Origin of the sequence: Spiroplasma endosymbiont of Megachile willughbiella (genome assembly GCF_964273395.1) — a bacterium.
GTDB classification, from domain to species: domain Bacteria; phylum Bacillota_I; class Bacilli_A; order Mycoplasmatales; family Mycoplasmataceae; genus Spiroplasma_A; species Spiroplasma_A apis.
Window position 1 is genome coordinate 153,265 of the sequence record NZ_OZ187005.1, and the last position, 13,236, is coordinate 166,500.

Sequence of the window (13,236 nt, forward strand, 5' to 3'; positions counted from 1 at the left end):
TGTTTTTTCTATTGTAAAATACAATTAGATTTAATTTATAGATATAGAGGTAAAAAATGGAATACTCACATAAAAAAATAGAAAAAAAATGACAAAAGTTCTGAGAAGATAATCAAACATATGTAACGACAAATCATAATGATAAAAAAGCTTACATTTTAGATATGTTTCCTTATCCTAGTGGTTCAGGATTACATGTTGGACATCCCAAAGGTTATACAGCTACTGATGCATTTGCTCGCTTAAGAAGACTACAAGGTTATGATGTATTACATCCAATCGGTTGAGACGCTTTTGGTTTACCTGCAGAACAATATGCATTGAAGACAGGAAATGATCCAAGAGACTTTACAGAAAAAAATATTATAATATTTAGAAATCAATTGAAAAAATTAGGTTTTAGTTACGATTATAATAAAGAAGTTAATACTAGTCATCCAAACTATTATAAGGTTACCCAATGAATCTTCCAACAATTATATAAAAAGGGCCTAGCAGAGATTAAAGATGCAAATGTAAACTGATGTGAAGGTCTTGGAACTGTTCTTGCTAATGAAGAAGTATTATTAGAGAACGGTAAGATGATATCTGAAGTTGGCGGATTTGAAGTAGTCAAAAGACCTATGAAGCAATGAGTTCTAAAAATAACCAAGTATGCTGATAGGTTACTTGAAGGCCTAGACGAATTGGATTGACCGAATTCAGTAAAAGAATTACAAAAAAATTGAATAGGAAAATCAAATGGAACAATAATAAATTTCCCTGTGGTTGGTTTGAACAAAACAATATCTGTATTTACAACAAGAGCAGACACTATTTTTGGTGTTTCGTATATTGTTTTAGCTCCTGAAAATAAAATAGTTTTAGATGTAACAACAGATGATAACTTAGAAATAGTTCAAGATTACATCAAAAGCACTCAAATGAAAACTGATGTGGAAAGACAAGATGATTCAAAAGAAAAAAATGGTGTCTTTACAGGAAGTTACGCAATAAACCCTATTACAAAAGAGAATGTTCCAATCTGAATAGCTGATTATGTGTTGAACGATTATGCAACAGGTTCAGTAATGGCAGTTCCTGCCCATGATGAGAGAGACTGAAAATTCGCAACAAAATATGATTTACCTATTAAATTTGTTTTAGAGACTAAGGATATGTCTAAACCTTTTGTTGGTGAGTCTATTCATATTAACTCGGAATTTTTAAATGGAATGAACAGAATCAAGGCACTTGAATGCATAAATGAAAAAATAACAAATCAAAACATGGGAACTCTAACAACCAACTATAAATTGCGAGATTGATTATTTTCTAGACAAAGATTTTATGGAGAACCTTTTCCTTTAGTATTTTTGGAAAATGGTGATGTTGCATTGATTGACGAAAAAGATTTACCTTTAACACTTCCGAAGACAGATTATATTAAACCTTCTAAAACGGGTGAGTCACCATTGGCAAATCTGAGTGAATGAGTTAATATAGAGTACAATGGAATGAAAGCTAAACGAGAGACAAATACAATGCCTCAATGAGCTGGTTCTTGTTGATACTATTTGGCATACATTTTAACTTCTAGTCCAAATAACCTAGTGGATATTACTAGTGAAGAAGCTATGAATTTATTTAAAAAATGATTACCTGTAGATCTTTACATTGGTGGACAAGAACATGCAGTACTTCACTTACTTTACGCTAGATTTTGACATCAAGTATTATTCGACCTAAATATAGTACCAACTAAAGAACCTTTTCATAAACTTATTAATCAAGGCATGATCTTGGCCGATAATGGCGAAAAGATGAGTAAATCGAAAGGAAATGTCATCAATCCAGACGATATTATTGAATCTCATGGTGCAGATACATTAAGACTTTATGAATTATTTATGGGGCCACTTGAAGCTTCCTTACCTTGAAGTTTCAAAGGCTTAGATGGTTCTAGAAAGTGATTAGATAGAGTTTATCGTATGATAGAAAAAGTGGTTTTAGTAGATAACCACGAAAATCAGAATTTAGATTTCGTATATAATGATGTTGTTAAAAAGGTCACACAAATGGTTGAAGAATGCAAATTCAACACTGCTATCTCGCAACTGATGGTGTTTGTTAATGCGGTTTATAAAGAAGAAAAACCCGTCTATAAGAAGTATGTAGAAGGGTTCTTGATTATGTTATCTCTATTTGCTCCTCATTTAGCTGAAGAGTTATGGGAAAAAATCGGGAATTCACCATCTGTGTGTTTGCAAAAATGACCAACATATGATGAGACCAAACTTGTATCATCAACAGTTGTGATTGCAATACAAATCAATGGTAAACTTAAAACTACAATGGAGGTTTCTAAAGGAACTGCAAAAGATGAAGTTCTAAAAAGAGCAAAAGAATTAGAACAAGTTGCTAAAAACCTAAACGGGAAAACTATTTTAAAAGAAATAGTAGTTTTAGATAAAATAGTTAACTTCGTAATCAAATAAAAAAGAGTAATAAAAGTTAAAACAAACACATTTAGAAAAACACCTTTGTGGTATTTTTCTTTTCTGAGTTTTATAATTAACGAAATAACAGGATAAATACTTTGTTGTATAACTGCTTTTATAATAAAATACTTTGCGTTCATTTAGTTTTTTTATATAAACTAGAAAATACTCTTCCGCACTAAAACCGGTGAAATTTGTTATTTTTTTTGGCATAAAGATAATTAAACTCAAGGTGTTATAATTTATTTATATATTTAATTCGAGGTTAGATTATGCAAAATATGATAAAGAATAATGAAAATAAAGAGATATTTTTAGACTTTTCTTTTATGCAAAATGTACGCTTTAAAGAAAATCGCAGCTCCTTGGATGAGATTATTGAAAAGCTTGAAATACAAAATGTAAAAACATATCAAGAGTTTTTATCTTTCTTGCGTAATTCAATAATGAAACAAGGTTTTATTTGTTTAGTAAATGATACTACAAGAAAAGTAAACTCAAAATCAAATGAAGATTATGTTTATGATGCGATAATCAGAATGGAACTAAATACAACTAGTCAAGAAAAGTTACCTAAGGAAACATACCTAGGTTTTTTTGTAAATATTAATCCAAAGGCACCTGTATTAACTATAACTTCTATATTTCAAACTAGACTTTCAAATAAAGCCCAAGACTTTGAAACTACAATCGACGAAGCATCGATAGAACTCATAAAATATAAAAACCAGTTTCAAACAGATGAACTACTAAGAAGGAATTTGTTAAACTCTAGCACTATAGAAAATATAGGTGTACTTGTTTCCAAGTTTATTGAAACTAAAAATAAATGAGCAAATTATTTAAATTTCTTGACTGATTTATTAAGCGTTCAAAGAAAAGTGGCACTTCCATTTTTAAATTTAAGTTGAAGTAGAGTTGTTAAAGTTGAGAAAAAAGAATTTACTGAGGACCTAAATTCTTTCATAGTATCTAAAACGAAAAACAAAAATTATTTTTATTTAAGTTTAGATTCTATGACGTTACTTGAGAATAAAAATATTTATTTTGATGTGGTTGATCTTATTACAATAGATTTATTAACAAATAATTTAGATAAAGTGAATAATTTTAAAGTTATGGAAAGTTTAGCTCTTATACCCTTGGTTAATAATAGAGTTCTTCCTTCTTTGTCAGAGTTTCAAAGAGATCCAGAAGTTTTGTTTGATTTCGAGTTAGATAAAAATAAGGATAGCAAGGAACTTCTTTCGCTCTCAGAGTTGGTTGCAATAGATGAAAAACAAATAAATTTTGTTTCCTATTGAGAAGAAAAGCAAAATATTTTTTTAGGCACAAGAAAAGATTTGAAAAGTATTCTAACTAAGCATGCAAATAAATTATCTGAGTGATTTGTTTTAAAAGTAACTTTTGAAACTGATTATTTTATAGAGACTACAAACATTAATGAGAAAAACATTATTGATACATACAAAACAGGTTATTTAGCTTACTCTGGTGTAGGAGAAGAGGTTTTAATTGAGAGAAGTAAACAAGTATTAAAAAGAATAGCAGAGGGAAATACCAAGAACCCTTACTTGATAAATTACTTGTTTAACACAAAATTATTAGAGCTAACAGAGAGTACTAATTTACAAGAATTAGAAAATTACAAATATGAGCTTAACCAAGAACAAAAAGAAGCTGTTAACAAAGCCTTAAACTCTAAAGATGTTTTCATTTTACAAGGTCCGCCAGGTACTGGTAAAACCCAAGTTATATGTGAAATAATTTATCAATTATCCCAAAAAAATAGAAAAGTTTTGATTTCAAGTCAAAATCATGAAGCTATCAAGAATGTAGTTGATCGCCTACCATATGAACCAAATGTGAATAGATTAAGACTTACTAATAGATTAAATACTTCATCTAAGGCGCAGAATAATTTCTCCCCAGAGAGAGTTGTGTACAACTATTATAAATCTATAGCAAACTCAGTTTTTGAATACTTGAGAACAGAAAGTTTCTCGATCGAAGAATTTAATAATACTATTATGGAGTTGGAAAAACTTATAAATAATAGTAAAGGTTTTCACCAATTAAATAATAGTATAAGAGCCTTAGATATAGAAATTACTACAATGAAATCTAATGTGCAAACATTTAAGTCTAAACGTAACGACTTGTTTAGAAAAAAAGATAAACTAAAAGATGAACTATTAAATTTAAAAAATTTTATAGAATTGCTGAGCACAAAAGATTTTAGTATGGCAATTGTAATAAGTGATAAATTAAAAAGTTTATATGAAATGAAGTATCAAAACTTATTCGATGACTTTAAGTGAAATAATAATTTAAGATTTATAATTAGCGAGAATTTTGTTAGAACTTTAGAAAACATTTGTGAAGAAGTTTTATTTAGTAATGACATCTATAAAGAGATTGCAGCATTAAAAAGAGACATATACCAAAATAAAAAAATGGGGAATTTAGAGAATGTTTTGAAATTAGAAAGTCAGATATCCACACTTGAGAAAACTTTGGATGAAGCATCGTTAATAAAAGAATTTAATAACTTTCTTTTCTCCTTGAGTAAAGATTTAGATTTCTTAAAAACAGATCTAGAACATGAACTGTATGAAGTTGAATATTCTTTGGCTGATGATAGTATCATAAACAATCAAGAAGTTGAAATAAACAATTTAGAAGTAAAACTTCAAAAACTATATAAGTCACGAACTGAGAATAATAAAGAACTCACAAGTTTATTGAAAAAAATAAATAACAAGTTTAACTTGAACCTAGATTTAAAAAATATCGATTTAGAAGAAATTCTTAGAGAAGAGTTGAATAGTTTTTCCAGTGAGTTGGAAGCAAAACAAAGTAAAAGAGAAGAACTGAATGAGTTTTATTCCTTGATAACAAGTTATCTTAAAGATAATTACAAGATAGAAGATGATTTTGACAGTGAAGTGGCAACAAATAACTTTACAGTACAAATGATACAAGAATCAAAAAAATACATGCCTACGCTTATTAAAAATATTATAAATGTTTATGCAATGACTCTTACTTCATCAAACCTTTTCAAGTTTAATAAAAACGAGCAGGCAAATAAGTTAGGATTAGAAGAAATTAGTTTAAAGTCAATAGATGTGGATGTTGTTATTATTGATGAAGCTTCAAAAGCAACTTTATTAGAAATACTTATGCCATTAATTTATGGGAAAACATTAATACTTGTAGGTGATTATAAACAGTTACCTCCAATTTTCAAACTTCAACCAAGTGATGTTAAAACAGTTAATGAGCAACTGGGAAAAGATTACGATTATTATGAGTTGATGGAATTACTAGATCAATCCGCATTTAAAAACTTAGTTGGTGTTAATAAAAAAGAAATTACCACTCTATTAAGAACACAATATAGAAGTCATCGTAAAATTATGGATATTGTTAATAAATTTTATGACGGCTTTCTTAAAGTAGAACAAAATGTTAGTGACCAAAAAGAACACAATCTTATAGTACTGGGTAATAAAAACAAAGAGATAATTAATCAAAATAGCTCTGTGTATTGAATAGACTCAACATATGATGAAAATGATGAAATATTCTTTGAACAGAGAGAAGATAATTCAACAAGTATTTATAATGACTTAGAAGTTGAAATAACCATGAACATGGTATCTAAACTAAATGAGTCTGTTAAAAATTTATCTTTAGATAAAAAACCAACACTAGCAATAATTAGTTTTTATGGTTTGCATGTTAAAAAAATAAAAAACAAATTACGAAATTACAAGTTTAAAAATATAGAAATCGTTGTGAATACAGTTGATGATTTTCAAGGGAAAGAGGCAGACTACGTAATAGTTAATATTGTCCGTAATCCTGCCAAGTTATCATCAAAGAGTGGTAGAGAGTTTTTAAAAAAATACGAGCGTATAAATGTCGCCTTTAGTAGAGCGCGAGAGCTTTTAATTATAGTTGGTTCAAAAAGAGCGGTTAATGATATCACAGTTAAAATAGCGAAAACTTCTGACCCTAATATCATAAACACACACGAAATATACTCATCAATAATAGATAAGATTGAATATGATGGAAGTTTTTTAACTTTAAAAGATATTTAAGAAGGAGGATAAGATGGTTTTTGAAAAAATTGAAATTTTATATAACAAGAAAGTCTTACAACTAAAAATCAAGTACTCAGAAATAAGAAAACCAACTTTTCCTGAATTTGTGATTTTAGCAACTTTGATTACTCATCCGAATAAGAATCTCTCCATAAGAGAAATTCTTGAAAGAGACCTAAAGATAACAAACGCATATATTTTTGAACGAGCGCTTAAAGATTTAATTGACTTTGATATTGTTGAAACAAATAAGTCAAATGACATTTGAAGTATCTTAGATATGGATTTAAAAACCAAAGATATGTGGGTAAACGAAAAAATAAAAGAAAACTTTTTAAAAAAAATATATAGTATTTCACAATATAATAAATACCAAGATTTTAAACTTAGTTTTGATCCTATTAAAAAAACTTATGAAAGAATTAGGGAAGTCAATTGAGATAAAAGAGTTTCAGGTGTTAAGTATAGTAGCTTAATCGAAGTAACAGAAAAACCTAACTTTTTTTATAACAATAATTTCTTAGAAGATGAAGCTATTGAGTTTATGGAAAAGAACGAAGAATTATTTGGTGAAAACTCTAAATTCATTCAGGTTGAACTTAAAGGTAAAAATGATACATTAGATCCTACATTTGTAGAACAAAATATTGATAATGTGCAAAAAGCAGTAGACGGAAAACTTATAATAGAAAACAATTGATTCAAAATTGAAACAAAAGAAAAAGTTATAGATAACTATCTTAAAAATAATGATGTTGCTCAGGTAGAAATAGCTAAGGGAGTTTTGAAAAAGTATACAAATAAATTGAAAGAGATTTTTATTCCCAAAACAAATGTTGGTATAGAAGGCACACATTATGACAATTTCTTTTCTTTGAATGATATTTCTAATCACTATAATTGGTCACTTCTACTAATTAATGGTGAAGATATTTACTCAGTTGACAAACTTCTTAAAACTAAAGAGGTAACATCATGTTCAGACACTATAATTATTTACAATTCTAAAATTAACAATAAATTGCTAGAAGTTTCAAACAACAAAAATATTGTTTATTTCGAAAACATGAATAATGAGTTTTTAAATGAGAGCTCATTGATTTATGTTGACTCTGAAAACAAAGTTAAAGCATATACTTTGTTAGATAAATATTTGAATTACTTAGATTTCAAGACACCGGTTTTAGTTGAAAGTAAAAAACTTAAAGTTTTAAATTTAGATACTACTTTCAAAGACTCTTTTGTAAAAACACTAGAAAACTATCGTTGAGAACTAACACAAAAAGTTTTTACCAATTCTGAGCTGATTTACACAGTGTCAAAAAAACTTGGTTTGGAGTTAGAACTTCAAAAAGTTCTTATCGCTTTTTTAAAGGAATGTTTAAAAAGTAATAATGATATAAATGAGATCAAAACAAGTTATGTTTTTGAAAATGACTCAGAAGGAATAAACTTTTTTGAAAAGTGCTTGTGTAAATGTATCATAGAGCTTACTAATGACGACATAAGTTTTAATACATTGGAGTGAATTGAAAACTACAGTTTCAAAAAGTCTAAAAACCTATTTAGAGTATTGCAATCATTCTATAAAAATACATCAATAGAAAATATATTTTTGATTAACTCTATTTTAGAAAAAAATAACTTCGATGGCTGGTTGGAAAATCATAATGATTCGCTAGTAAATTTGTTATTGTATGCAAAAGATAATCTAAAAAAAGACTTGGTCGATGAAAATATGTTTGACTCTAAAACATGGCAACAGCATTCATTGTTGATAAACAAAGTAGGTGAGTTACTAAAAGATTTGTATAACAATAACCTTGAAGAAGTTGAAGTTAACTACGAAAGCATCCTGAAAATGATTAGGGTTGTAACAAAAGAAAACTTAAGTATGCAAAACTACAGTTCATATTTACAGGCCTTGGCGCTTTTATTGAATGAATTATACCCTTATTATTATGATGTAAAAAGAAAAGCATTGAGTGTAGAGGACCATGATACAATAAACTATAAAGTTCAGCTATTAGCAGGAAATTATTTAAGCAAGTGCGAAAAAGTTTTGGATTCAAATGTTAAAGAAAACATATCTAGCTTTCCAATAGAGTTGAAACTAACATGAAACAAGTATGTCGAAAATACAGATACAAAAAAAGAAAAATGAATTAATAAAAACGAAACGAATATATTTAAAGCATTATGTATTATATTTGGTAAACAAAAAAACTTTAATAAGAAAGATCTGGACCATTATCAACAAGTCTTTGGAGGAAATTAATATGAGTATGTCAGCACAACAAGTATTACTTAATTGTAAGAAACATTTTGAGTTAATCAAAAAAGATTTAAAACTTTTACTAAGTTACATAAAAGAAGAAATAGAGAAGTGCAAAATGATTGACGCCTCAAATTTTCATCAAGAGGAGATTAATAAACTATATAAGGAAGTAGAAAAAAAACTTTCAGATATGAGCATTGCAGATGAAATGGCTAAGGAAGTTCAAAAAGACGAACACATAGCAATAGAACAATATAATAAAATTAATAATTATTTAGAAAGAAAAAGAGAAACTATTGCAGATTTAAAAACTAAAGTTTTTATTTATAAAAAAGATATTGTCAATACAGAACAAAAGTTTATTTCCAATGCCCTTATAAATAAGAGTTATGCTAGTTTTCAAGAACTTGTACAAGGAATTATTCAAAGCCAAGTATCGACAGATGATAAGATACTTGTAAAAAAGTTTCTAATAGATAACGAAGTTAGATTAATAAATTTACCTAAAAACGATGTTATAGAGGAAGCTAAAAACTACATTTTTAATCAAAAACAAAAAACAGAGCACATTATTAATGATGTTGTAAAAAGTTCGATTGAATATATTAAAGATGAAGAAGGTATGGAAGATTATCTTAAAGATGAAGTTTCAACTTTTAAAGAAGTTACGAATGAACAAAACTTATTCAGAAACGTTAAAAGTTATTTTATGAACGCATCTAAGAGTACAGAGAGTGAGTTAGTAAGAAGAGACAACGTAATAAAAATAGTGAATGCAATAAGAAGCATAGGATACGTAGTCAATCCCGAGAATATCATTAATAAAAAAGAAAAAAATGTTATCTTCATTCATGGGGAAAAACCATCTGGTGAAACTGCTGACTTTGCAGTAAGATTGGATGGAAGCTTCATATATAACTATGAAGGCTTTGAAAATCATGATCATGATGAAGATGCAAACGACTTTATGAAAAAGTTGAAAGAGTTTGGTTTGTCCTCAAGTGAGGCTTATAAAAAAGTATACAGAGAGCCAAAATATGTGGCAGATGTAAAAAAACTTCATAAAAAGAAGTACAATTCAAGTAAGTAGGTGTAAATATGAGTGTTAAAAAACAGTTGGAACAATTAAAAAATATTATAGGGATAAAAAAAGTCATCATATTAGAGGGAAATGTTGACGATATTTATGAGTTGGAAGGTAGATATGTAAATGTCCATGAGTACTTAAAAACAGTATTCAATGAGAAAAATTTCTCTGACATATTCATTTATGACACAAACTCTGGTCTAAGAGGAAGCAAAATGAGCTCGTTGATATTGACAAATGAAGATAAGAAAGCGGCTTCCAATACAAGTTATAATGAGTTTGAAGAACTTTTTGAAAACAATAAACAAACAGATGATAGTTCTTCAGAAGTGAGAAAGCCAATCGATTTTTTTAAAGTGTTGAATAAAAACTTAAATAGGGAAGATGATAAAACAATTGGTTTTATTGCCGACTACACTAACTTTGTTTTTAATGAACAATCAATGGATATGGAAGACCGATTTGTCCTAACGGAGTTCTCTAAAACTTTAAAAGAGTTTAAGTTTGTTATATCAAGAATAGATGAGTTAACAAGTTGTGTTATATTTATCACAAAAAAAATTAATCAACTTCCGCCAAGTTTTTATTTAGACAATCCAGAAATTTTAATAAGTACTTTACCAAAGCCTAGTAGAGAAGAACGCAAACAGTTTTTAAGTACTGTAAAAGTTAGAATATCATTAATTGATGTCAATGAAGAGTTTGAAAATATAGTAGATGCTACAGAAGGATGAACAATCAAAGAGTTGTCTCACTTTGTAAAGTTTACTTGCAATTTCAGACAAACGCTAACATTCGCTAATATGATGAACATATATAAATATGGTGACAAGGTATCTCCTTGGGAAGAATTGAATTATGAGAAAATGTTATCTATCAAAAGTGAGTTGAGCAAACGAGTTATAGGACAAGATGACGCAATTGAAAAAGTTACCAGAGTTATTTACAAAGCTTTCACCGGTTTAACTGGAATAACTTACTCTGCTAGTCGTTCAAAACCTAAAGGGACATTATTTTTTGTGGGTCCAACAGGTACGGGTAAGACTGAGTTAGCGAAAGCAATAACAAAGTTTTTATTTAATGATGAAGCTAACTTAATTAGATTTGATATGTCTGAGTATGGCCAAGACAACGCAGATCAAAAGTTGATAGGAGCGCCCCCTGGATATGTCGGGTTTGAAGGTGGTGGACAGCTAACGAATGCTGTTAAAGAAAAGCCTTTTAGTGTAGTTTTATTTGATGAGATTGAAAAAGCTAGTCCCAAAATTTTTGATAAGTTTTTACAAATCCTTGAGGATGGTAGACTTACAGATAACACTGGACAAACTATAAGTTTTAGTGAAACTTTTATAATATTCACATCAAATATAGGTGCAGCAGACGTATCACCAAATCAAAGCAAAGATGAAATATTTAAAGACTTCATCAAAAAAGTACACAATCATTTCACAAACGAATTAAATAGACCCGAGTTATTAGGGAGGTTTGGAAATAACATTGTCCCATTCAACTTTATAAAAGATGTTTCAATGAAAGCGGCAATTATAAAACAAAAAATTAGACCACTTCAGATGGCGATATATGAAAAATACAAAGTGGAGCTTCACATAGATCTTTCAAATCCAACAATATTATCAATTTTGTTAAAAGATGCAGATGAAAGAAGAGGTGGGCGTGATGTGGTTAACTCTTTAGAATCAAACCTTGTCGACCCTCTCTCAGAGTTTATTTTTGAGAATTTACCTTCAATGAAACCGGGAAGTAAAATAAGAACAATTGATACTACCAATAAATTAGGTTTCCAATTTTATGGCGAATATTAATGTAGGCAAATTTTTAATGAACAGTGATATTGAGGGACCAGGAACAAGATTTGTTTTATGATTTCAAGGATGTAACATTGGGTGTAATGGTTGTTCCAATCAAGAACTTTTACCATTAGAACCAAAGTTTTTCATGCCAACAAGTTATATTTTTGAAAAGATTGTTGAAGCCAAAGAAAAATTTAATATAGAAGGAGTAACCTTAATCGGTGGTGAACCCTTCTTACAACCCGACGGTCTAAAAGAAATAGTAGACTTTTGTTACAACAAAGATTTAACTGTAATATGTTTCACTGGTTATATATACGAGAAACTTTTAGAGGAACACCAAGATATTCTCTCGAAAATAGATATTTTAATTGATGGGCCATTCATTATGAAACTTTTAGATAGAAAAAGAAGACTTATAGGAAGTAAAAATCAAAGGGTTCATAAATTATCGGAGAAATACAAAAATTGTGATTATTTTGAGCAACCACACTCTGAGGTTGAAATTCAACTTTATAATAATAGATTAGCTATAAATGGCGATGGAGTTGTATTTGATGATGAAAATGGCAAGTTTAATTTTAAAATCGAGTAATACATAACTAAAAAAGTTATACTTTATAAGTACCTAACCAGGTATAAATTTATTAATATTATTTAAGTTTAAATTATAGGAGATTGTTATGACAAAAAGTTTAGAATTTGTATCAAAAAGAAGATCAGCTAAAAAGTTCATAGAAAATTATAATTTATCAGACATAGAAATTAATGAAATATTAGAATCAATTAGAATGGCACCAACTTCTTTTGGAATGGAACCTTTTAGGGTAGTTTACCTAGAAAATAAAGAGATCAGAGATGAATTATTTGAGACATGATGAAATCAAATAGGAGTAAATAAATCGTCAGCTCTGTTGTTATGATACATTCCTACTAACGAAGTTATAATCAATAAATGAATTGATGAACAAAACAACAGAAATATACCAGATGGTTTTGAACACATAAAAACCTATCGTAAAAGTGGTTTGGATTTAGTTTTAAAAACACACAGTTTAGATGTTGGTGAGTGAGCGGCAAGACAAGTATATTTAAGTCTTGGTGTATTATTAAATACAGTGCAAGAACTAAATCTTGACATTTGTCCGTCAGAAGGGTTTGATCCAAAAAAAGCTGAGGCTGTACTGGAAAAAAATGGTTTAATTGATCTCTCTAAAGAAAGATTGGTCTTGGGTGCGTTTCTTGGTAAAGTTGATAAATCAAAAGAAAATCATCACGCGTTTGAAAAGATAAGAAGACCCTTGAATGAAATGTCTAAAATAATTAAATAATAAGATTCACAAGGGTAATAGCTCTTGTTTTTTAATTGGAGTACCTCAATGCGCAATATATCTATATAATTAATTAGAGTTAGGGGATAATGATTATGCATTTTATTTACAAAAGTATGAATGATTTTAACTCC

7 protein-coding genes are annotated in these 13,236 nt (G+C 28.6%); all 7 read left to right on the forward strand.

Annotated features, from left to right (window positions below):
• The first annotated feature begins 56 nt into the window (after positions 1-56).
• The 7 genes from leuS (at position 57) to ACI2WZ_RS00755 (ending at position 13,102) form a co-directional block, all read left to right on the forward strand.
• The gene (gene leuS / locus ACI2WZ_RS00725; RefSeq protein ID WP_500244920.1) at positions 57-2,477 is read left to right on the forward strand and encodes a leucine--tRNA ligase; all 2,421 of its coding nucleotides are present in this window, start codon (positions 57-59) and stop codon (positions 2,475-2,477) included.
• A 275-nt stretch (positions 2,478-2,752) separates the two neighbouring features.
• On the forward strand, positions 2,753-6,592 hold the full coding sequence (locus ACI2WZ_RS00730) for an AAA domain-containing protein (protein ID WP_500244921.1): 3,840 nt from the start codon (positions 2,753-2,755) through the stop codon (positions 6,590-6,592).
• Positions 6,593-6,605: 13 nt separating this feature from the next.
• A complete protein-coding gene (locus ACI2WZ_RS00735; protein WP_500244922.1) occupies positions 6,606-8,873 on the forward strand; it encodes a hypothetical protein in 2,268 nt (755 codons plus the stop codon).
• 1 nt (position 8,874) lies between these two features.
• On the forward strand, positions 8,875-9,963 hold the full coding sequence (locus ACI2WZ_RS00740; protein ID WP_500244923.1) for a hypothetical protein: 1,089 nt from the start codon (positions 8,875-8,877) through the stop codon (positions 9,961-9,963).
• Between the two features lie 8 nt (positions 9,964-9,971).
• Positions 9,972-11,783: an AAA family ATPase gene (locus tag ACI2WZ_RS00745; protein WP_500244924.1), complete on the forward strand. Its 1,812-nt coding sequence runs from the start codon at positions 9,972-9,974 to the stop codon at positions 11,781-11,783.
• Positions 11,770-12,366, forward strand: coding sequence for a 4Fe-4S single cluster domain-containing protein (locus tag ACI2WZ_RS00750; protein ID WP_023788912.1), 597 nt, complete (start codon positions 11,770-11,772; stop codon positions 12,364-12,366). Before ACI2WZ_RS00745 ends, ACI2WZ_RS00750 begins: the two co-directional genes overlap by 14 nt.
• Before the next feature lie 88 nt (positions 12,367-12,454).
• A complete protein-coding gene (locus ACI2WZ_RS00755) occupies positions 12,455-13,102 on the forward strand; it encodes a nitroreductase family protein (protein ID WP_500244925.1) in 648 nt (215 codons plus the stop codon).
• Positions 13,103-13,236 lie beyond the last annotated feature (134 nt).